This window comes from Hymenobacter gummosus, from assembly GCF_003970915.1.
Taxonomy (GTDB): Bacteria; Bacteroidota; Bacteroidia; order Cytophagales; family Hymenobacteraceae; genus Solirubrum; species Solirubrum gummosum.
Window position 1 is genome coordinate 655,632 of the sequence record NZ_RXOF01000001.1, and the last position, 22,387, is coordinate 678,018.

Here is a 22,387-nt window from a genome sequence, read left to right on the forward strand (position 1 = left end):
CCAAACAATCAATGATGCAGCAACTCCCCGAACTCACCCGCGCCGAAGAACAGGTTATGCAGGTGCTCTGGCGCCGCGGTCCTTCCTTCGTCAAAGACTTACTGCCCGACATGCCCGCCCCCACGCCGGCCTACAATACCGTGTCGACCATCGTGCGCATTCTGGAGCAGAAGGGCTACGTAGGCCACGAGGCCTTCGGCCGCACCCACCGCTACCACGCCCTGGTGGCCCAGGACGAGTACCGCCGCTTCTCCCTGCGCAAGCTGCTGGGGGGCTACTTCGGCGGCTCGTTTACGCGGCTCGTCTCCTTTTTCGCCAAGGAGGAAAACCTCGACGCCCGGCAGCTCGACGAGCTACTGCGCCACGCCCAACAGGACCTCAACGAGCCCCCTACTGATGATGAGCGTAAGCCGGGATGACTGAGGTAGCGCCGCCTGTTGCGGGCGGCCTTCGGCGGGCTGTATTCGGGGCCCGCTGCGGCGCGCAACCTACCTGGGCTACAACCGCCTCTACCCGCTCCTCGCGCCTCTGCCGAGTGCCCTCGGCCTGCGGCAGCCCGGCCTCCCGGCTGGGCTGCCGCCCCACTGCCTGCGCTGCATTCTTCACCGCCGCCCGAATTCCCCAAAGCCCTTCGCCGATGACGACTACCCTGCCGAACTGGTTGCTGCTAAGCACGCTGCTGCTCGGCGCCTGCTGGCTGTTCTACCACCTGCTGCTGCGCCGGGAGCGGTCCTGGCAGTTCAACCGCGGCCTGCTGCTGCTGGCCCCGCTGCTGGCCGCCGTCCTGCCCTTGCTGCCCCTGCCCACCGACTGGCTCGTAGCCACCCGCCTGCCCGACCTGGCCGCGGCCGGCCGCCTGCCCAGCGTCTGGCTGCCCGAAGTACAGGCCACCGCCACCCCCGCCGACGCCGGCTGGCCGGCCTGGCCCTGGCTGCTGTACGGCGCCGGGGTGCTGCTGGGCCTGCTGTTGCAGGCCGCCCGCCTGCTGCGCCTCTGGCAGCTCACGCGCCGGCTGCCCCGGCAGACCGCCGCCGGCTACGTGCTGCGCCCCACCGGCGGACGGCTGCCCACCAGCTCCTTCGGCCGGCAGGTGTTCTGGGACGAAACGGCCCCGCTCAGCCCCACCGAAGCCGCCCAGATGCTGCGCCACGAGCTGGCCCACGTGCAGCAAGGCCACTCCGCCGACCGGCTCTGGCTGGGCTGCTGGCAGGCGGTGCTCTGGTTCAACCCCTTCGTGCACCTCTGCGCCCGCGCCCTGAGCTGCACCCACGAGTACCTGGCCGATGCCGCCGCGGCGCCCGCCACGGCTCCGGCCCCCTACGCCGCCCTGCTGGCCCGGCAGGCCTTGTCCCGCTTTACCGCGCCGGCGTTGGCGCACTCATTTTCCACTTCCCAAACCCTTACCCGTATTGCCATGCTTCATCATCAAACCCCGGTCCGCCGCTGGAAACAGTGGCTGGTACTGCCCCTTACCGGCCTGCTGCTGAGCGTAGCCGCCTGCGAAAAAGCCGAACAGCTGGCCGCCACGCCGCCCCCACCGCCCCCACCCGCGCCCGAAGCGCCGACCGCCCCCGCCGGCCGGGTGCTGGAAATAGCCGACGAGATGCCCGAGTACCAGGGCGGCATGGAGCAGCTCATGCAGGACCTCAGCACCCTGGTGAAGTACCCCGAAGCGGCCAAGAAGGACAAGCTGGAGGGCAAGGTGTTCGTGGGCTTCGTGGTGGCGGCCGATGGCAGCATGCAGGACGTGAAAATCAGGAAGGGCATCAGCCACCCGCTCACCTACCCCGGCCAGGACGGCAAACCCGTCACCACTACCATTAGCACGCCAGCCGACCAGGCCCTGGACCAGGCCGCGCTACGAGCCGTGCAGGCCCTGCCGGGGCGCTGGACGCCCGGCCGGCAGGACGGCAAGCCGGTGGCGGTGGCTTACACCATTCCCATCACCTTCGCCCTGAATTAAGACCGATTATTAGCCCGGTCAAACGAACTATCCGTCCCGAGCGTAGTTTTACTGCCAGACCACCGGCCCCGGCCGGTGGTCTTTTTTACGCGCCGCTGAGGCGCCAGTATGTTGTACAACCACTGACTGCACTGCCCGATGCCGCATTGCCGCCAGCGGCTGGTGCGCCCCCGGGCGCTTGGGTTGCCGCTTTTCTTGCTACTAACGCTGCTGCTCGGTGCCTGCCAGGAGGCCCGCCGCGACGACGCTGCTCGGGTGAAGACCACCGCGCGCCGGCCTACCCGCGCCGAGCTGCTGCGTCAGGATTCCCTGCGCGTCGATTCGGTGGCCCGGGTGGGCGGGCAGCTGCCGGGGGCCATCCTGCCTGAGCAGCGCATCGTGGCCTTTTACGGCAGTGCCACCCACAAAACCATGGGCGTGCTGGGCCAGTACCCCAAGGACGAGATGCTGCGCCGCCTCGACCAGCAGGTGCAGGCTTGGCGCCGGGCCGACCCGGCCCAGCCCATCCGCCCGGCCCTGCACATGGTGGCCGTCATTGCCCAGCGCGACGCCGGCCCCGACGGCAAGTACCGTGAATTACAGCCCGACAGCGTCATCCGGCGCATGATTCGCTGGGGCCACGCCCATCAGTGCCTGGTGTTTCTCGACGTGCAAGTGGGCCTGAGCAACCTGCAGGCCGAGCTGCCCCGCCTCGCGCCCTACCTGCAGGACTCCATCGTGCACCTGGGCATCGACCCGGAATTTTCCATGAAGTCGGGCCGACGACCGGGCACCGAGGTAGGCGAGTTCGACGCGGCCGACATCAACTACGCCCGGCAGTTTCTGGCCCGGCTGGTGAGCCGGCACCGCCTGCCGCCCAAGGTGCTGGTGGTGCACCGCTTCCGTCAGGACATGATTACCAACTACCGGAAAATCAAGCTGGACCCGCGCGTGCAGGTGGTCATGCACATGGACGGCTGGGGCACCCCCGGCGTCAAGCGCAGCTCCTACCGCAAGTACATTCGGGCCGAGCCGGTGCAGTACGCGGGCATCAAGATCTTCTTCAAGAACGATTTGAAGATGGACAAGTCGCGCCTGATGACGCCGCGGGAAGTGGCCGCCCTCCGCCCCGACCCGCTCTACATTCAGTACCAGTAACCCGCGTCGGTAGCCGGCGCGGAGGAGCCGCGAGTCGAAAGCCGCTTCCTGACCGGCTTTGGCGGGCGGACGGGCGCTGACGGCCGGGGCCAGGCCCCTGTGCGGAGCCAATGCCCGCCCGGGCCGCTGCCGAAAAACGGGGCTCTGTCGCCGCACTATTTGCCATTTAACCGCGAATATCCTGCCCCGGCATCGGGCGAAATGCCCTAACTTCGCGGCTGATTACCCCCTTCCATCCTCCTCATAGTGACGCGTTTCCCGCTCCTTTCGCGCTTCGGCGCACCGCTGCTGCCCGTGCTGGGTTTGCTGCTGGCCCCCTTACTGCTGCCCGGCTGCGGCACCAAATCCGACAACGAAGCCTCCGGCACGGCCACGGCCGACTCGGTGAAGGCCGCCGTGGTGGACACGGTGAAGCTGAAAATGGAAGCCATGCGCCGCGACTCGCTCAAGGCCGACTCCATTGCCAAAGCCAACGGGCAGCTGCCGGGCGCCCTGCTGCCGGGCCACCGCATCGTGGCCTTTTATGGCAACATTCGCTCGAAGGGCATGGGCATTCTGGGCCGGGAGCCGAAGGAGCAGATGTTCCGCAAGTTCGCGGGCGTTATCAAGGAGTGGGAAGCCGCCGACCCGAGCATCCCGGTGCAGCCGGCCCTGCACAACGTAACCATCACGGCCCAGGGCACGGCCGGCAAGGACGGCAAGTGGCGCCTGATGAACTCCAAGGCCACCATCGAGGAGGTTATCAGCTGGGCCCGGGAGCATAAGTGCATCCTGTTCCTCGACGTGCAGCCCGGCCACAGCACCCTGCAGGTGGAGGTGCCCAAGCTGGAGCAGTACCTGAAGCAGCCCGACATTCACCTCGGCATCGACCCGGAATTCTCGCTGGCCACCATGCCCGGCATCCGGCCCAACCAGCGCATCGGCACCCTCGATGCCAAGGACGTGAACTGGACCATCAACTACCTGGCCCGCCTGGTGAGCGAGAACAAGCTCCCGCCCAAGGTGCTGACGGTGCACCGCTTCACCCGGAAAATGGTGACCAACTACAAGAACATCAAGCTGGACCCGCGCGTGCAGGTGGTCATGCACATGGACGGCCACGGCAACCCCGTGCTGAAAAAGGACTCGTACCGGGACTACATCCAGGCCGAGCCGGTGCAGTACACGGGCTTCAAGCTGTTCTACGAGTACGACGGCCGCCCCAAGCCCCACCACATCATGACGCCCACCGAAGTACTGACCGAGCTGACGCCCAAGCCGCTGTACATTCAGTACCAGTAATAGGGTATGAGGGTGTGAGGGTACGGGGGTAGGAGTTATCCTTTGCCGCCACCCAGGCCACCTACTCACTAATAAAACAAGAAGCCCCGGCCGGATTCGGTCGGGGCTTCTTGTTGGCAAACGGTAGTGCGGGCATAACGAAGGGAAGAATAACTCTCAAACTCCTACCCTCACACCCTCCTACCCCAAAACCTAGTGCGCCGCGTTCAGGTCGACTTTCTCGCCGCGCTTGGGGCGCTTGATGAGGAAGATGAGCGGGATGCAGAGCAGGAAGAAGGTGCCGATGGTCAGGAAGGTCTGGGAGTAGGAAATCAGGGCGGTTTGCTTCATCACCATGCCTTCGAGGGCGGCGTAGGCCTGGCGCTGGGCCTGGAGCATATCGGCGCCCTTGGCCATGAAGCTGGCCACCAAGCCCTGCAGGCGCTGCTGGGTTTCGGGGTCGTAGAGCGAGATATTGGGCAGCAGGTTGGCGCGGTTCTGCATGGTGGTGCGCTCCAGGTACGTGCCGATCAGCGCCACCCCGAACGAGCCGCCGAGCTGGCGGATCATGCCGGTGAGGCCGGCGGCCTGGCCCGCGTCCTTGCCGCTGAGCCCGGCCAGGGACATGGTGGTGATGGGCAAAAAGAGCAGGGCCAGCCCGAAGCCGCGTAGCATCAGGGGCCAGAAAAAGTCGCTTTCCCCGGCCACCGGCGAAATCACCTTGCTCATCCAGTAGGAGAAGACGAAGAAGACGATGAAGCCCACCGGCAGCATAAACTTCTGCGACACGCCGCCCTGAATCATCTTGCCCACGAAGGGCATCATAAAGCCGGTGAGCAGGGCGCCGGGCAGCAGCAGCTCGCCGGTTTGGGCGGCCGTAAAGCCCAGGATGCGCTGGCAGAAAATCGGGAAGACGAACACCGAGGCAAACAGCCCGAAGCCCAGGATGAACGAGAGAAAGGCGCCCACCGCCAGGTTGCGGCTCTTGCCCAGCACGCGCAGGTCGACTACCGGCTGCTTGGCCGTCAGCTCCCGCCACACGAAGCCCACCATACCGATGATGGTCAGCCCGGTAAAGGTCAGGATGAGCGGGCTTTCAAACCAGTCCTCCGATTCGCCCTGCTCCAGCACGTATTGCAGGGAGCCCACGCCCAGAATCAGCAGCGAAATACCCCACCAGTCGATTTCGCCGATGGGCCGCCGCACGGCGTTCTTGATGCGCTCCGGGTCGCGGATAAACAGGGCGGTGCAGATGCTGGCCAGGATGCCCACCGGCACGTTCACGTAGAAAATCCAGGGCCAGCTGGCGTTATCCACGATGTAGCCGCCGAGCGTGGGGCCGATGGTCGGGCCGATGATGACGCCCATGCCAAACAAGGCCTGGCCCAGCGGCAGCTGGTGGGGCGGGAAGGTGTCGATGAGAATGGCCTGGGAGGTGGCCATGAGGGCCCCGCCACCCACGCCCTGCACGAAGCGGAAGAACACCAGCTCCCAGATATTGGTGCTCTGCCCGCAGGCCATGGAGGCCAGCGTGAACAGAATCACCGAGAACAGGTAGTAGTTCTTGCGGCCGAACTGCTCGGCCAGGAAGCCCGTCATCGGAATCACGATAACGTTGGCAATGGCGTAGGACGCAATAACCCAGCTGACTTCCTGCTGCGTGGCCGACAAGGTGCCCATCATCTTGGGCAGGGCCACGTTCACGATGCTGGTGTCAATAAGCTCCAGCAAGCAGCACATCACCACCGTAATGACGATGATCCACTTGGTAAATCCGGTTTCCACTCTTGATTAGGGTAAGAGGGTTTGAGGGTATGGGGGTAGGAGTTGCTTTCTTTGAGCTATTCAGGTGAAGCATCCCGTTCCCATGCCAAACAGTGTATCAAACTTTGATTTCGCCGAAGAATTTCGGCAGCGCACCAAGGCATTTGCCCTGCGCGTGATGAAGCTAGTCGACCGTCTACCTAATGCACCTTCGTGCCGTGCAGCCGGCTTGCAATTAGTTCGGGCTGGCACTTCAATAGCCGCCAATTATCGGGCAGCCTGTCGGGCGCGCTCCGAGCGGGAGTTCAACGCCAAACTGCACATTGCCCTGGAAGAAGCCGACGAGACAGTCCTTTGGCTGGAGTTGCTCAGTGAGGGCGGCCACTTACCCGCGGGCAAAATTGACGACCTATTGACCGAGGCAAAAGCCATCATGTCCGTTCTCGGGAAAGCCGAAAAAACGGCCCGAGACAAACTAAGAAAAGCAAGCAGTTGAGGGGGAAGAGTGTTTACAGCAGAGCTAAACACATCAAAGTACCTAACTCCTACCCTCACACCCTCCTACCCCCATACCCTACTTCACCGCTACGGTGGCGGTGACGCTCATGCCGGCGCGCAGCGGGTGCTCGGGGTCTACCTGGTCGAGCACGATTTTGACCGGTACGCGCTGGGTTACTTTCACGAAGTTGCCCGAGGCGTTGTCGGGGGGCAGCAGGGCGAAGCGGGCCCCGGTGGCGGCGGACAAGGACTCGATGTGGCCGCGGAACTCCTCGTTGGGGTAGGCATCGACTTCAACTTCCACCGGCTGGCCCACTTTCATGTTTTCCAGCTGGGTTTCCTTGAAGTTGGCCACCACCCAGGTGCGGCTGCTGGCCACGATGCCAAACAGCTGCTGACCGGGGCCGACCACCTGGCCGGGCTGCACGCCTTTCCGGCTCACGATGCCGTCGGCCGGGGCCTTGATGGTGGTGTAGCTGAGCTGCAGCTGGGCGTTGTCGAGGTCGGCCTGGCGCTGCTTCACCACGGCTTCGGCCACGGCTACCTGCTGCTGGGCGGCGGCCACCTGCTGGCGGGCCACCGATACCTGCTCCTGGGCCGTAGCGCGCTGGGCAGTAGTCGATTTCAGGTTGGCCTGCACCGCGTCGTACTCGCTCTGCGGGATGATGTCCTCCTTGCGCAGGAACTCACTGCGTTTCAGGTCTTTTTCCAGGCGGGCACGGTTGGCGTCGCTCACGCCGATGCTGGCCTGGGCGGTGCGCACGTTGGCCGAAGCCGTAGCCACGGCGGCGCGGGCGGCCGTCACGTTGGCCTGGGCGGCCAGCAGGGCGGCCTGGGCGGCATTCACGCGCTGCTGGTAGTCGGCCGGGTCGAGCACGACGAGTACGTCGCCCTTCTTCACCGGCTGGTTGTCATCGACTTTGACTTCGAGCACCGGCCCGCCCACGCGGGGCAGCACCGGGTACACGTCGCCCTCCACCTGGGCATCGTCGGTTTCTTCGTGCGTCTGGCCGAACTGGTAGCGCTGCCAGCCGAAGTAGCCGCCCACGAGCAGCACCAGAGCCAGGATGACCATGATAATCGGGCGCTTCGAGCGGCCCGCAGGCTCCTCGTAAGCAGTGTCAACGGCGGGCTGGGCCGGGCCGCCAGCCTGCGGGGTGTGGCGTTCTACAACCGGTTCTTGCGTTGCCATTTTATTCAATGATTGAATGACTGAGTGACTGATTGGATGAGCGGATGACGGCTGATTGAATGTCGTTTGAGCTATTCAATCATTCAGTCATTCACTCATTCAGAAGTTAGGCCGACTGCCGGTAAGCTTTGTCGGCCTGGGGTTTGACGAGCAAAGTGGCGCAGGGGGCGGTGCGTACTACGTGCTCGGCGGTGTTGCCCATCAGGAAGCGCGTGAGGCCCGTTTGGCCGTGCGAACCGATGACGATGAGGTCGGCCCCCTGCTCCTGCGCCTCGCGCACGATTTCGCAGGAAGCCTCGCCGCGCCGCAGCCGGGTGCTGATGCGCGCGGCCCCGGCCTGCTGGGCCGTGAGCTGATACCGGGCCAGTTCTACTGCCGCTTCGGGCACGTCGGCGGCTTCGCTCAGCGCGGGCTGGGGCTCCTGCACGTGCAACAGGCACAGCTCGGCCCCGGTCGCCCCGGCCAGCGCCGTAGCATACGCCAGCAGCGGCCCCGAAGCAGCCGAGAAATCCAGCGGACAGAGAATCTTGGACAGGTGCATGTGGGAAGGGTAGGAGGGTATGAGGGGAGGAGTTTAGGAGGTGATTTTTAAGTCCAGGGGGTAAAGGGAAAGGGTTTATGAGGCGTTATTTCCTAAACCCTATATAAAACTCCTACCCTCTTACCCCCATACCCTCCTACCCTATTTACCAAATCTGCTCGCCGGTGGCGCGGCGGAGCTGGTATTGGCCGAGGGTGTAGTTGTAGATGGCTTGCAGGCGGGCCAGGCGGGCCTGGGCCAGCTGGGTTTCAGCGTCGAGCACGTCGAGGTTGGAGCCCACGCCGTAGCGGTAGCGGGCCTTGGCCCGGGTCAGCGCGTCGGTGGCCTGGGTGATTTGCACCTCGGAGTTGTCGTAACGGGCGGCGCTGGACTGCATGTTGTTGGCCGCCTGCAGCACGTCGGCGCGCACCAGCTCCTGGGTATCCTGAATGCGGGCCTGCGCGCCTTTCACGGCCGACTCGGCGCCCACGCGCTGTACTTTGTTGCGGCCCCCGTCGTAGATGGGCACGTTCAGCTGGGCGCCGAGCACCGTGTTGAAGCGCATCCGCTCGATGTTGGGCAGGATGTAGCCGTTTTTGGCGCCGGCCTGGCCCAGCACGTTCAGCGAGGGGCGGTTATTGGTTTCCACTACGCGCTGCTGGGCAATGGCCGTCTGCTCGGCGTCCTTGGCCAGCTTCACCTCGGGCCGGTTTTCGGCGGCCTTGATGAGGGCGGCATTCACGTCCACGGCCTGCGGATTGTACTCGAAGCGGCCGCGCACCGGCGTCGTCTCGTTTTCGGGGCGGTGCAGCAGGCGGGCCAGCTGCACTTCCTGGTTGCGCAGCTGGTTCTGCAGGTCAATCTTGGTGTTCTGGGCCTGCGCGATGCGCACCTTGGTGGTCGTCACGTCGAAGTTGGTCGACACGCCGCCTTCCACGCGCTTTTCCATCTCGCGCTGGTGCTGCTGCAGGGAGGCAATCTGCGCGTCCTGCACCCGGATGGCTTCGCGGGCAAACAGGATGCTGTAGTAGCTCTGCGCGGCCGAGAAGGCCAGGTCGCGGCGGGTCACGTTGATCTGGTCGGTGGCCGAGGTGATGCGGCTCTGCGAGAGGTCAATGTTGGCCCGGGTGCGGCCGAGGTCGAGCACGGTGTACTGCGCGGCCACGTGCAGGTCGTAGTTGTTATTGGGGGCAAACTGCAGCACTTCGCCGTTGAAGGGCAGCTTCACCACCGGGTCGATGCGGGTGTAGGTGCCCGTGCCGTTGACCACCGGGCGCAGGAAGGTGCGCGTTTCGCTCAGGCGGGCCTGGGCCTGGTTCACCTCTTCCTGCAGGGCGTTGATGCTGGGGTTGGCGTCGAGCACCGTGCGGACGGTGGCTTCCAGCGTCAGCGAGTCGCCCACCGTGGCGGTGCTCAGCGGCACCTGCGCGCGGGCTGTACCGGCCGTCAGCAGACCAAGGGTCAGCAGGAAGGGCGCGACGTGTTTGGGTTCAAAAAACATAGCGAATGACTGATGAAGGTCGCTCCGGTGTTACCCAACGCCGTGCCAGCAGGTTTCGCGGATTAAAAATTTCTTCCTAAAACCCCTTTGTAACTTCAAAAACGACGTTTTTATTTTAATAACGCCCAGTAAAAGCCCTAACTCAACCGCAACTATTTTCCTCATATTTCAGAAAATCCTTGTTTATTAGTCCTCATATTTCAGGAAAGCAAGCTCATGCCCGATCAAGACGATTCCCTGCTGCTCTACCTCAATGACGCCATTGCCAGCTCGCGCAGCAAGGAGGTGTTGTTTCGCACCGTCACGGAAAAGCTGCGCCTGATTTTTCCCTTCGACGCTATTACCATCCTCACCCTCGACGACAACCAGCAGTACCGCCGCGTGTTTCTGCGCGACTACCTCGGCGAGCTGCTGCTGCCCGAAAAAGGCGCACCGGGCAGCCACAAAATCGGGCCGAGCCGTATTGCGGGCACGCCGGTGGAGCTGTTCGTGCGGCAGCCGCGCCTGCGCCAGTACGACGTGGAGGACCTGATCCGGCAATATCCCGACTACGAGCCCATGTGCCTGCTGCGCGACCGGGGCATGCGCTACTTCGTGGTGGTGCCATTGCGCACCGGCGGGCAGCTTATCGGCACGCTCTCCCTGGTGTCGCGGCGCCGGCCGGAGTTCAACGAGTCCGACATCGACCTGCTGGAGAAAATCGGGGCGCTGGTGGCCGTGGCCGTCACCAACACGCTGGCTTTTGAGGACATAGCCCGCCGCGAGCAGGAAAAAACCATGCAGCTGGCCCTCACCAACGCCCTGCTCAGCATCAAGGAGCGCGGGGAGCTGTTTCGCACCATCGCCGCCGAAATCAGCCAGGTGGCCCCATTCGACTACTTCGGGGTGCGCACGCGGCGGCCGGGCTCCTCGGTGCGGGCCTTCGTGGAGTTCAACCGGGAGCCCGACGGCAGCTTTCTGCCCCTCGATGAAAACCGCTACGACGACCTGCCCGAGGCCAACAGCAGTCTGGAGCAGGCCGTCGAGACGTTTACCCGGCCCGGCGTGTACGTGGGCGAGGCCTTCCAGGAGCTGACGGAGCGCTTCGCCCTGCTGCGCTACATTCGGGAAAAGCGCGGCACGCAGTCGGTGCTCTACGCCCCGCTCAGCACCGGCGACGAGCCCGCCACCGCGCTGATCCTGGCCAGCGTGCAGCCCTACGCCTTCACCGACGACTCGCTGCAGTTCATCATGAGCCTGGTGCCGCAGATCCGGCTGGCCATGCAAAACGTGGCCGCCTTCGAGCAGATTGAGGCCCTGCGCGCCCAGCTGGAACGGGAGCGTACTTACCTCATCGACGAAATCAACACCACCGCGGCAGCCCGCTTCGGCGACTTTGTGGGCGGCAGCCCGGTGATGCAGCAGGTGTTTCGGCGGGTGGAACAGGTGGCCCCGACGGACACCACCGTGCTCATCACCGGCGAAACGGGCACCGGCAAGGAGCTGGTGGCCCGGGCCCTGCACAACCACTCCCCGCGCAAGGAGCGGGCGCTTATCAAAATCAACTGCGCCGCCCTGCCGGCCCAGCTCATCGAGTCGGAGCTGTTCGGGCACGAGAAAGGCGCGTTTACGGGGGCGCACGATAGGCGCATCGGTAAGTTCGAGCTGGCCGACGGGGGCAGCATCTTCCTGGACGAAATCGGGGAGCTGCCGCTGGATTTGCAGGCCAAGCTGCTGCGGGTGCTGCAGGAAAAGGAGTTTGAGCGCATCGGCGGACGGCGCGTCATCCGCACCGACGTGCGGGTTATTGCGGCCACCAACCGCGTGCTCGAAGACGAAGTGGCCGCCGGGCGCTTCCGCGCCGACCTTTACTACCGCCTCGACGTGTTTCCCATTCACCTGCCGGCCCTGCGCGAACGAAGCGAGGACATCGAGCCGCTGGTGCGCCACTTCCTGGAGCGCTTCACCAAGAAGCTGGGCAAGCCCGTGCGCGGCCTGCGCGCCCGCGACCTGAAGGCACTGCAGCGCTACCCCTGGCCGGGCAACATCCGCGAGCTGGAGCACGTGGTGGAGCGGGCCGTCATTGCCAGCACCGGCCCCTTCCTGGAGTTTGCGGGCTTCACCGCCGCCCCGGCCCCTACTGCGGCTCCGGTGCCGGCCGCCGGCCCCGTCAAAACCCTGCGCGAGCAGGAGCGCGACCATATCCTGGCGGCCCTGCAGCACACCGGGGGCCGCGTCAGCGGGCCGCAGGGCGCCGCCGTACTGCTCGACATCAACGCCAAGACCCTGGAAGCGCGCATGAAGAAGCTGGGCATCCGCCGGGAGCATCGCGCCGATTGAGGGCGCCAGGCGCCCAGGGGTGCAGAACGGTCCGCCACCGGTGGTGGGAGCCTGCGCAGAGGTGTTGAAGGCGTTGCCACCGGTGGCAGGTCGTTCTGCACCTCTGCTGAGGCTATTGCCACCGGTGGCGGACCGTTCTGCACCTCTGCTCAAGCCCTTGCCACCGGTGGTTGATAGCTACGCACTAGCGCTGCCCCCTTTGCCACCGGTGGCAGAGGGGTCTAACGTCCGTGTCAATCATTCTGTGCTGGTAAAGGGGGCACCCGGCAGGTAGCCGGGTCTTGCTGCATTGCTAAAACGGCTGGTCACGCGCCATCAACTTGTATATTTTGCCGTGGCCCAGCCTTTCAGGCACTTACCCGACCATTATGTTCCAGCGACCTACCAACCGCCCCGGCCGGTGGCGGCAGACGACCCTCCTGCTCGGGCTGGCAGCGGCTAGCAGCTGCGAAGCGCCGACCACCCGCCAAGCGCCGGCCGCCGCGCCACCCGTTGCCGCCCCGCTACCCAAGCCCGTGCCTCCGCCCCTGCCCTCGGCCGCGCAGCTGGGCTACCACCGTTACGTGGGCACGGTAGGCGGCCGCCCGGTGCTGGCTGAAATTGAGCTGCGGACGGAGCTGAATGAGATTTTTTACCCGGATACTGTGTGGGCAGCTAAACTGGAAAGCAGCTTCTATGACCGGACTACGGGGCAGCCATCCGGCTTTGGTAGTGCGGAGTGGTTTCACCCTGCTCAGTGGCTGGAAACATACGCCTGGGACTACCGGGACCGGTACAACCATCGACGGGTAAGGGCACTGTGCGCCGAGCAGCCGCCCGGCGGGCCGCTGCTCACCGGCTGGTACTACCCCGAAGGCCAGGCGCAGCCCGTACGGGTGCAGCTGCGCGAGGATTACACCGACGGGGTGCGCTACGAGCTACTGACCGAGTCCAGCGCCCTCCCAACTTCCGATAGCCTCACCGCCGATTACGAAACCGTCGGGGGCGGCGTGGAGCAGATCTACCTGCACCTGCTCGGTCCCGACACGCTGCGCCCCGCCCTGGCCCGGCTGCAATGCCCGCTCCCGGCGGCCCGTCACCGCGCCCGCCTGGCCCGCTCCCGGCGTCTGCCTGATTACGAATATCTCTCGCCGTACCTTGAAGTCACGCTCAACGAGGCGGACCTACTGGCCTACACCTACCACGACTTGCACCGGACCAAGCACGAGGATATAGATTCCGCCTACTGCCGCCTGCTGGATTTGCGCACCGGCCGCACCTTATCGGTGGCCGGCCAGTTTCGGCCCGGCACGCTGCAGCGCCTACTCACCCGCCAGGCCCGGGCCGACACGGTGGAGGCCCGATACCGGGCCTTTTGGTGGCACAACGGCCAACTCCCCCTGGCCAGTGCCCTCCTGACCATTGAGCTTACCGGCATAACGGCCAGCTATTCGACCGGCACCATGCCCAGCCCTTACGAGCCCTTATCAGATAGCAACCGGCCGGGCTACAGCCAACACCTCACCTGGGCCGCGCTACGCCCTCTGCTGCGCCCGAACAGCCCGCTGCACCGCCTGCTGCGCATCCGGGGTCTGTAGGCGGGGCGCAGGGGACTGACGCCGAGGCCGGGGGCATGGGCGGGGCCGCGCGGCTGCCGGGGTGAAATAGCCTCAACCAAATATTTGCGGGGGCCCGACCAACCATGCGGCGCCCAGGGGCCTCCCTGAGCCGGCGGAGCTCCATCGGCCCGCCCTCAACCCCCATACCCCGCTATGAAAGCATTCTTACTTACGCTGCTCGCCGCCGGCAGCGCCGGCCTCACGGCTCAGGCCCAGTGGGTCAACCAGCCCATCAACTTCACGCCCGCCCGTGCCACGGCCCTGCACCTCGACGTGGTGGACGCCAACACGGTGTGGGCCGTCAGCCAAGTGGTCGACGCGACGTATGCGCCCCCGCAGCTGGCGCGCACCACCGACGGCGGCCGTACCTGGACTGTGAGCACCCTGCCGCTGCGCAACGTGCACCGCGAAGACGTGCTGGGCCTGAGCGCCCCCAGCCCGAGCACGGCCTGGATTGTGACGGTGCCGGTGGACAGCGCGGGCAGCCGCATTCTGCGCACCACCGACGGCGGCCAGACCTGGACCGTGCAGGGCCGCGGCACCGTGTTCTACAACGCGTTCAGCTTCGCGGACTTCGTTCACTTTTTCTCTACCACCGAAGGCGTAGTGTGCGGCGAGCAGCTGACGCCCGCCGGCGGCTTCGAGCTGTACCGCACCACCGACGCGGGCCAGACCTGGACGCCCGTACCGACGCCGGCCGCCCAGCCCAACGAAGGGGCCGGGGGCCGGCCGGTCGTGTTCGGCAACTCCATCTGGTTTATGACCGACAAGGGCCGCGTATTCCGCTCCACCGACCGGGGGCAGACCTGGGCCGTCAGCGCGTTGCCGGTGCCGGCCGAGCCCACCGGCCTGGCCTTCCGCGACGCGCAGAAAGGCCTGATATCGGTGCTGGATGAATCGGGCACCGACCACGAGCTGTACCGCACCACCGACGGCGGCCAGACCTGGACGGCCGTGGCCTACACCGGTCCGCTGCACGGCATTGCGCTGGCGGCCGTGCCGGGCACCACGCAGTACGTTTCCACCGGCACCGATATCGGCAACGGGGACGGGGGCTCGTCTTATTCCCGCGACAACGGCCAGACCTGGACGGCCCTGGAAAACACCACCGACCACCTGGCCGTGGAGTTTGTCAGCCCCACCGTCGGCTGGTCGGGCGGGGTGCGGATGCAGGGCCCCTTTCCGGTGGGCAACGGCGTCAACCGCTTCGATAGCAACGTGCTGAGCACCCGCAAGGCGGAGGCGGCGGCGCTGGCCGGCTGGCAGCTGGCTCCCAACCCCGCGGCCGACGGCCAGACCACGCTGCGGGCTACCCGGCCGCTGGGCGCCGCCCAGGTGCGCGTGCGCGACGTGGCCGGCCGCCTCGTGCGCGAGTACGCCTGGTCTGGCACCGCCCCGCTCACGCTCGACCTGAGCCAGCAGACCGCCGGCCTGTACGTGGTGGAAGTGGCCGGCGCCACCGGCAGCGCCCACCAGAAAATCCAGGTGCGCTAACGCCCCGCGGGCCGGGTGCGCGGCCCGCGGGGTGGGGCCGGGCGGCTCGGCCCTAACCTCAGGGCGCTGGCTGCCCGCACGAAAAAGCGGACAGCCAGTGGAGGGCCCGGGCCGATTGAAGCTCGACTGTATTGACGAGCAATAAGTTAGCAGGCCAACCACCTCCTGACGTGCCGCGTAGACGCAAGCATGGTTTCACCCTAAACCACCCACGACCATGCCCGCTACCAACACGCCCAAAACGCCCCAGCACGACGACCCGGCCCGCAAAAAGCAGGAGGATAAGCGCCCCAACACCATCGAGGAAAGCGCCCAGGGCAAGAAGGTGACGCCCGACAAAGCCCACGACCCGCAGCGCCACGCCAAATAACTCCGCATTGCCCCTACGCCGCCCCGCTTTCATCACCGAAGGCGGGGCGGCGCTTTGTTGCCTCGCCACTAGCCTGGTCTGGCCGCCGGCCACTGCGGAGCCGCAGCCCTGCTTCGCCCCGTTGAACGGTTGCCGCCTGAGTGACGCCGGCCGACAAATATGCGCCCCTGCTCCGGCCAAAAACCGAACCAGCGGCGCGGCGTTGGCGTTTTGCTCCTACCTTACCGCTGCATGTCCACCACTCCGCCCGCGCCTTCCGCCGACCTTTCCCTGCTCACCCGCGACCATGTGCTGCGCGCCCTGCGCCACATCGACCGGGCCGGGCTGGAGCTGCCGCCGAGCACGGTGTACGAGCTGGTGTACAAGGGCCGCCGCTACCCCCCGCGCCCGGTGGCCGAGCTGGCCCTGCGCCTGGCCCTGAAGCAGCCCGACGCCGCTTGGCCCCTGGCCGCCGGCGCGCCCACCAACCGCCTGCTGGAGCGCCTGAGCTTCACCGTCACGACCAAGCGCCCGGTGCTGGCCGGCTCACCCCACGACGGCGACCTGGCCGCCCAGCAGGACATGCAGCAGCTCTACACCGGCGGCGAGGACGACGAGCCAGAGGCCGAGCCGAAGCCCCGGAAAGCGCCGAAAAAGTTGCCCGCCGCCGCGGTTGCGCCGACCGAGCGGCTGCCGGAGCCCGCCGCCGTAGCCGCCGAGCCGGAGCCCGATTACCTGCCCGTGCCAGCCGCGCCCTACAGCCGCAAGGCAGCGCTCAAGGAGCTGTTTATCGACGAGGCGCGGCTGGATGATGCCCTGGCCGGCCTGGAGCGTAAGAAGAACCTGATTCTGCAGGGGCCACCCGGCACCGGCAAGACTTTCCTGGCCCGCCGCTTGGCCTGGCTGCTGCTCGGCGCCCAGGACGACAGCCGTGTGGAACTGGTGCAGTTTCACCCCAGCTACAGCTACGAGGACTTCGTGCAGGGCTTCCGGCCCGACGGCCACGGCGGCTTCCGCCTCACCGACGGGGTATTGCCCGACGTGTGCCGCCGCGCCGCCCGGCAGCCGGAGCGGCCCTTCGTGCTGCTCATCGACGAAATCAACCGCGGGCACCTGAACCGCATCTTCGGGGAGCTGCTGGTGCTGCTGGAGCCCGACAAGCGCGGCCCCCAGCACGCCCTGCGCCTGCCTTACGCCCCGGCCGAGGCCCCGCGCTTTTTCGTGCCCGACAACCTCTACCTCGTCGGCACCATGAACACGGCCGACCGCAGCCTGGCCCCGCTCGACTACGCCCTGCGCCGGCGCTTCGCCTTCGTGGGGATGCAGCCGGAGTTCGGGGAGCCGCTGCGCCAGCTGCTCACCAAGCAGGGCGTGCCCAAGGTGGTGGTAGCGCGCCTGCTGCTGCGCCTCAACGAACTGAACCTGGCTATTGCCGACGACCCGGAGCTGGGCCCCGACTTTCAGATCGGCCACAGCTACTTCTGCCAGCCGCCCCCACACCCGGCCCAGGCGCCCGGCTGGCTGAACCTCATTCTGGAGCAGGAAATAGCCCCCCTGCTCGACGACTACTGGTTTGACCAGCCCACCCAGGCCGCCGCCCACAAGAAGCGGCTGCTTAGTGCTTAGTGCTTAGTGCTTAGTGCTTAGTGCTTAGTGCTTAGTGCTACTGGCTTCGTCTACCTGAGTTGCAGTTACTCTGAACTTTTGCCCCAGCTTTTTCACTGGAAAACCAAGCACTACGCACCAGGCACCAAGCACCAAAATGGTCCCGATCCAAAACCTCTATTACCTGCTCTGCTACGCCTGGAACCGCCTGCCGGAGCCGGGCGAGTGGCAGCACGTGGCCGAGCAGGAGTTTCACCGGCCGCTGGAGCTGCTCACCCAGCTGCTGCTGACGGGCACGCGCCGGCTGCTGCAGAAGGGCCTGCCACTGGGCTACGCCGAGCGCGAGGAGGAGCTGGCGGAGCTGCGCGGCCGCGTGCTGCTCACCCCCACCATCCGCCGCGACCTGCTGCGCCGGGGCCGGGCCGTGTGCGCCTACGACGAGCTGGGCCCCAACACCCCGCTCAACCGCCTGCTGGCCGGCACCCTCGACGCGCTGGGCCGTACCCGCCGCCTGCCCGCGGCCCTGCGCCAGCAGGTACGCCAGGTGCGCAGCCGCTTCCCCGAGGATGTTCAGCCCGCGCCGCTGACCCGCGCCGAGCTGCGCGCCGTGCGCCGCCTGCGCCTGCCGGGGCCGGAGAGCTTTCTGCTCAACGTCTGCACCCTGATCTACCGCACTGCCCTGCCCGATACGGATACCGAGGGCCGCACCCGCTTCCACGATTTTCGCCGCGACGAGGCGCTGATGGCCGGCATTTTCGAGCGGTTCGTGCGCAACTTTTACCGCCTGGAGCAGCGCCGCTACCGGGTGCTGAGCGAAACCATCAGCTGGCAGGCCGAAGCCGACCGCACCGAGGACCTGGCCCTGCTGCCCAGCATGATTACCGATACCTCGCTGGAGTCGGCGGAGCGCAAGATCATCCTCGACACCAAGTACTACAACGTCGCCTTCAAGCCCCACCACGACCGGCAGCGGCTGATTTCACCCCACCTGTACCAGTTGTTTGCCTACCTGCAGAACCAGGCGGCGCAGACCGCGGTACCGCTGGAAGGCATTCTGCTTTACCCCGCCGCCACGCACGAGGCCGATTTGCGCTACGTGCTGGGCGGCTTCCCGGTGCGCGTCGTCACGCTCGACCTGAACCAGCCCTGGCCGGCTATTTCGGCGGCGCTGCTGGCCCTGGTGCAGTAAGCCCGGTGGGCGCGGTCAGGGTTTCTTCGGGCAACAGCGTCTGGTACGAGTTCCAGAACTCCTCCCGGTAAGGCACTTTGCCGACGACGTTCGTCATGCTCTGTTGCAGCACCACGGGCTGCTGCAGCTCCAGGCTGGTCGTGAGCAGGTCGTAGGCCTCGACGTGTCTGGTTTTGTGGCCGGTAGCCAGGCTCACGAAGTCTGAGGGGTAGTAGTGGCGGCTGTACTTGAGGTAGTACAGCCCGCCGGTTTGCTCGTACTGGTACACGTCGTAGGCCCGCCGACTTTCGCGCACGGGCCCGTCGAAGCCGAAGCGGCGCAGCACCTTCTTGTTGCGCATCGTGGTGGTGTCCCAGGTGGTGAAGGCCTCGTACTTGACCACGGCGTAGTTGTCGGCGTCGATGAAGAGGCGGCCTTCGAAGGCGGCGGGCGAGGGGTAGGCGTAGGGCGTCGTAAAAGCGTTAGGCTTGCGGCACACGAAGCGGATCTGGTGGATGGTGCGGCCGTTGTACTCGGTTTCGCCCTCGCGCGTGAACGTGAAGTGCGAACCGGGTCCTTCGCTGAGCGGGTTACGGGTGGTCAGAATCGGGTCCCGCTCCCAGATCAGCCACATGCCCGACATATCCTGCTGGCGGTAGATGCCCGTGGCGTGGCGGCGCAGCTGGCGCACCTGGGTGAAGCGCGTGTCGGCGCCCCGCTCCCAGCTGCCGCGGCGGTAGCCCGTGGCGTCGTAAAAGTCGACGGCGGCTTCCTCGCGGCAGCGCACCGAGTCGCCGAGCTGGTCCTTGAACCGGTAGAAGAACTGCATGCTGTGCGCCGCCTGCGGGTAGTTGACGCTCAGCTTCTCCCGCGCCCTGGCCACGATGGCGGCCGCGCTCAGCGGAGCCTTCACCAGCACCTCACCCAGCAGATGGTCCTGCGGGGTAAGCTTCACCGCCAGCTCCTGGCCGGCGGCGAGGCGGGCCAGCGGCAGGCGCACCGAGCCGTAGCCCAGGCAGGATACCTGCACGGTGTCGCGGGCGGCGTACTCGGCCGGGATGAAGAGCAGGAACTTGCCTTCGGTATTGCTGATGGTGCCCAGCGTGGTGCCGCGCAGCCCTACGCTGGCAAACGACACGGGCGCGCCGGTTTTGGCGTCGAGCACCCGGCCGGGCAGGCGGCGGCCCGGCGCTACGGCTACGGGCCCCACGGCCTCAGCCCCGATGGGCGTAACCGGCCGCATGGTGCGCGTGAAAATAATGCCGTCGAACAGCTGGGCCCAGGGCGCCAGCAGCGGCAGGTAGCCCAGCGGCGCGGCGTAGTAGCGGGCCTCGGGCGTGCGGCGCAAATCAGCGAAGCCCAGCGTGCAGCCCCGGGCCACGAAGGCCCGCTCCAGGCTCCCGGCCGGCGGGCGGGGCACTGGTTTTTGCTCCTGCGGGCGTATTGTCGCGCCGTAGCTGCCCTCGTAGGCGGTGAAGGCAATACTGTACACCTGCCCCGGCGCCAGCCCGGCCCGCACGTACTTTCCCATCGGCACGAAGCCGCTCAGTACGCCGCGCAGGGTCACTGTGTCGGCAGCCGGCTCATCGGCGGGCTCCAGCTGCCGGAGGCGGCGCAAGTAGCGCATGGCTACGGTATCGGTGCGACTGATGGGCGCGTAGCTGGCGGCAATGTGCGAGGAAGCGGCCCACACGATGATTTTCTCCCGCGGGTACTGCTGCCGGATAAGGTAAAGCAGGTTGTCGGCCATGAGCTGGTCGCGCCGCAGCGGGTTGGCCCGGCCGCGGGTGAAGTAGGCGCACTGGTCTTCGACTTCGGCCGCCCAGCTGCGCAGCCACTGCCGCCAGAACGCCGCCCGCCCGACCTCGGCGGGCACGCGGGCCGCTACGTTGGCCAGGGAGCGGGAGGCTTTCTGCCGCCACTGCCGCCAGCGCACCGAGTCAGTGGGGCCCTGGCGCAGCTGGCGGAAGTCGCCGCCGTTGATGCTCTGGCCCAGAATTTCGTCGGCCAGGAAATGCTCCTCGGGGCGCCACTTGGTCCGGCAGTCCAGGGCCAGCAGCCGGCGCAGCTCGGGCAGGGCTTCGTCCTCGGTATACTCGCTCTGCAGCTGGCTGTCGAAGCCGGCCACGCGCAGGGCGGGGTGGGCGGCCAGGTAGGGCGCCAGGGGCTCGAACTCGGCCGTGCCCGACCAGATGCGCTTGTTGTACAAAAAGGCCTGCAACGCGGGCAGGGCCGGCTGCCCGGCGTGGATGGCTCGGTCGGCCCGGTCGGCCCCGTACATATCGGCCTCGAAGGCCAGCACCGTGAAGCCCAGCGAATCGTGCAGGTAGCGCACCAGGGCCACTTTGGCTTCCAGCGTGGCCGCGTCCTGGTGGGTTTGCTCACCCAGCATCACCACCCGCGCCCCGCCGATGGCCCGGCCGATGGCAGCAAACGAGGGCGGCGGGCCCGGACTGAGGCAGGTCAGCGCGGCGGTGGGCGGGGCGGGCAGCGGCACCTGAGCCTGCGCAGGCAGCAGCCCCAGCCATAAGATCATGAATGCCCAACCGTAGACAACACTCTGCCGGAGGTAATACCGCATGGTAATAAGTCAGTAGTAATGAAACGACGGGGCACGATGCGCACGGTTCTGCTTTCCAGGTCGCGTCCCAGCCGCGCAATAACGAGAAAAGCCCCGCCAACTTGCGTTGACGAGGCCTTCGGTTGCGGTTCGGCGGTTTGCCGGGAGTAACGCCGCCGGCGGGCAGCACCGGCCAGGTACCGAACTGACCAAGTACCTGGACCGGTGCCCCGGCTTACTGGCGCACTATCCGGCGAATAAGGGTGCCATCGGCCGAGCTGGCGCGCAGCAGGTAGGCGCCCACCGGCAGCGGGCTCAGGTCCAGCTCCTGGGTAGCACCGCTGGCGGCGGGGCGCAGCGAGGCGCGGTACACCACCCGACCCACGGCATCGAAGATACTCAGCTCCAGAGGCTTGGCGTAGCCGGTGAGCGTGAGGGTAAGGCGGCCGGTACGGGTGGGGTTCGGGTATAGCTCCAGGGCAGCGGCGGCCAGGGGGTCGGCGGCGGCCGTCACCGTCAGCGGGGCGGAGGCCGGCGAGGCGCAGCCCTGGGCCGAGGTAACTACCACGGTGTAGGAGCCGAACTGCGCGCTGCCCGTCACCACGTACGTCTGCGCCGTGGCGCCGCTGATGGGCTGGCCGTTCAGGTACCATTGGTAGGCGCCGCCAGCCGGGGCCGCCGAGCTGGTCAGGGTGGTCGTCGGGCCGTTGTACTGCACGCTCACCGTGGGCGCGGCCGACGTAGCCGGGTTCACCGTCACCGTCACCTGGCTGGTAGCCGTGCAGCCGTTCAACGAGGCCGTCACGGTGTAGGTGCCCGAGCGGTTCGGGTCCACGTTGGCAATGGTCGGGTTCTGCAGCAGCGAAGTGAAGCCGGCCGGCCCGGTCCAGGAATACGAGGCGCCGGGCACCGCGGTAGCCGTCAGCAGCAGGTTGCCGCCCACGCACGGCGGCCCGTTGCTGCCCGCCGTCACCGCCCCGATGTTGGTGATGGTAAGGTCCGTGCCGTTGTCGGCGCCCACGGTGGATGGGCTGGAGGCCACCACCCGGACGCGGTAGGCAGCGCCGGTTACCGCGTTCTGGGGCAGCGTAGCGGTAATGGTGCCGCCGGCCGTGCCGGCCAGCGCGCCGATGCTCACCGGCGCCGCAAAGGACCCGGTTTCGTCCGAGAGCTGGGCCGTAAAGACGTTGTTGGTGCTAAAGGGCACGTCGACGGTGTAGAGCACTTGCACCGTGGCGCCCCTGCAGAAGGAGGTGTTGGTGAGCGTGGCGGTGATGATGGCGGCCGCGCTGGTATGCGCCCAGGCCGCGCTCAGCAGCACCAGCCAGAAAAGTAAACGGTGTTTCATGGTGGGAGAAAAAGAGGTACGTGGTGTTACTCGCCCGCAGGTTAAGGCCATCGAAATCAAGGCTGAATGACGCCTGGCGGAGTTGACTTGTATAAAGCTACCTTTTTAAAG

General features: G+C 66.5%; 17 protein-coding genes. 11 read left to right on the forward strand and 6 right to left on the reverse strand.

What is annotated here, in order from left to right; translation table 11 throughout:
* Window positions 1–11 precede the first annotated feature (11 nt).
* The 4 genes from EJV47_RS02845 to EJV47_RS02860 all read left to right on the forward strand — a co-directional run bounded on the left by EJV47_RS02845 (window position 12) and on the right by EJV47_RS02860 (window position 4,381).
* Complete coding sequence (locus tag EJV47_RS02845) at window positions 12–419, forward strand: BlaI/MecI/CopY family transcriptional regulator (RefSeq protein WP_126691617.1); 408 nt, start codon at window positions 12–14, stop codon at window positions 417–419.
* A 218-nt stretch (window positions 420–637) separates the two neighbouring features.
* Entirely contained in the window at window positions 638–1,963 is a 1,326-nt protein-coding gene (locus EJV47_RS02850) for an energy transducer TonB (RefSeq protein ID WP_165903593.1), read from the forward strand.
* A 195-nt stretch (window positions 1,964–2,158) separates the two neighbouring features.
* Complete coding sequence (locus EJV47_RS02855; RefSeq protein ID WP_243650980.1) at window positions 2,159–3,100, forward strand: hypothetical protein; 942 nt, start codon at window positions 2,159–2,161, stop codon at window positions 3,098–3,100.
* A 246-nt stretch (window positions 3,101–3,346) separates the two neighbouring features.
* Window positions 3,347–4,381, forward strand: a complete 1,035-nt coding sequence (locus EJV47_RS02860) for a hypothetical protein (RefSeq protein ID WP_126691620.1) — start codon at window positions 3,347–3,349, stop codon at window positions 4,379–4,381.
* A gap of 192 nt (window positions 4,382–4,573) precedes the next feature.
* Here the strand turns inward: EJV47_RS02860 and EJV47_RS02865 are convergent, their stop codons facing one another.
* Entirely contained in the window at window positions 4,574–6,145 is a 1,572-nt protein-coding gene (locus EJV47_RS02865; protein ID WP_126691621.1) for a DHA2 family efflux MFS transporter permease subunit, read from the reverse strand.
* A gap of 82 nt (window positions 6,146–6,227) precedes the next feature.
* On the opposite strand from EJV47_RS02865, the gene EJV47_RS02870 reads away from it, so the two are divergent.
* On the forward strand, window positions 6,228–6,620 hold the full coding sequence (locus EJV47_RS02870; protein ID WP_126691622.1) for a four helix bundle protein: 393 nt from the start codon (window positions 6,228–6,230) through the stop codon (window positions 6,618–6,620).
* A 78-nt stretch (window positions 6,621–6,698) separates the two neighbouring features.
* Here the strand turns inward: EJV47_RS02870 and EJV47_RS02875 are convergent, their stop codons facing one another.
* From EJV47_RS02875 to EJV47_RS02885, 3 genes are all read right to left on the reverse strand, one after another.
* Window positions 6,699–7,814 (reverse strand): HlyD family secretion protein, encoded by a 1,116-nt coding sequence (locus EJV47_RS02875; RefSeq protein WP_207895814.1) that lies wholly within the window; start codon window positions 7,812–7,814, stop codon window positions 6,699–6,701.
* 106 nt (window positions 7,815–7,920) lie between these two features.
* Window positions 7,921–8,355 (reverse strand): universal stress protein, encoded by a 435-nt coding sequence (locus tag EJV47_RS02880; RefSeq protein WP_126691623.1) that lies wholly within the window; start codon window positions 8,353–8,355, stop codon window positions 7,921–7,923.
* A 145-nt stretch (window positions 8,356–8,500) separates the two neighbouring features.
* The gene (locus EJV47_RS02885) at window positions 8,501–9,835 is read right to left on the reverse strand and encodes a TolC family protein (protein WP_126691624.1); all 1,335 of its coding nucleotides are present in this window, start codon (window positions 9,833–9,835) and stop codon (window positions 8,501–8,503) included.
* A 216-nt stretch (window positions 9,836–10,051) separates the two neighbouring features.
* Between EJV47_RS02885 and EJV47_RS02890 the strand changes: the two genes are divergently transcribed.
* The 6 genes from EJV47_RS02890 (at window position 10,052) to EJV47_RS02910 (ending at window position 18,389) form a co-directional block, all read left to right on the forward strand.
* Entirely contained in the window at window positions 10,052–12,154 is a 2,103-nt protein-coding gene (locus EJV47_RS02890; RefSeq protein ID WP_126691625.1) for a sigma-54-dependent Fis family transcriptional regulator, read from the forward strand.
* Window positions 12,155–12,522: 368 nt separating this feature from the next.
* Entirely contained in the window at window positions 12,523–13,731 is a 1,209-nt protein-coding gene (locus EJV47_RS02895; RefSeq protein WP_126691626.1) for a hypothetical protein, read from the forward strand.
* Between the two features lie 174 nt (window positions 13,732–13,905).
* Window positions 13,906–15,246 (forward strand): VPS10 domain-containing protein, encoded by a 1,341-nt coding sequence (locus tag EJV47_RS02900; protein WP_126691627.1) that lies wholly within the window; start codon window positions 13,906–13,908, stop codon window positions 15,244–15,246.
* 217 nt (window positions 15,247–15,463) lie between these two features.
* On the forward strand, window positions 15,464–15,616 hold the full coding sequence (locus EJV47_RS27885; RefSeq protein WP_165903594.1) for a hypothetical protein: 153 nt from the start codon (window positions 15,464–15,466) through the stop codon (window positions 15,614–15,616).
* A 231-nt stretch (window positions 15,617–15,847) separates the two neighbouring features.
* On the forward strand, window positions 15,848–17,221 hold the full coding sequence (locus EJV47_RS27890) for an AAA family ATPase (protein ID WP_165903595.1): 1,374 nt from the start codon (window positions 15,848–15,850) through the stop codon (window positions 17,219–17,221).
* A gap of 136 nt (window positions 17,222–17,357) precedes the next feature.
* Complete coding sequence (locus EJV47_RS02910; protein ID WP_126691628.1) at window positions 17,358–18,389, forward strand: 5-methylcytosine restriction system specificity protein McrC; 1,032 nt, start codon at window positions 17,358–17,360, stop codon at window positions 18,387–18,389.
* On the opposite strand, the gene EJV47_RS02915 is transcribed toward EJV47_RS02910, so the two are convergent.
* Entirely contained in the window at window positions 18,355–20,904 is a 2,550-nt protein-coding gene (locus EJV47_RS02915) for an erythromycin esterase family protein (RefSeq protein ID WP_165903596.1), read from the reverse strand. The genes EJV47_RS02910 and EJV47_RS02915 overlap by 35 nt on opposite strands.
* Before the next feature lie 259 nt (window positions 20,905–21,163).
* Window positions 21,164–22,276 (reverse strand): T9SS type A sorting domain-containing protein, encoded by a 1,113-nt coding sequence (locus EJV47_RS02920; protein WP_165903597.1) that lies wholly within the window; start codon window positions 22,274–22,276, stop codon window positions 21,164–21,166.
* Window positions 22,277–22,387 lie beyond the last annotated feature (111 nt).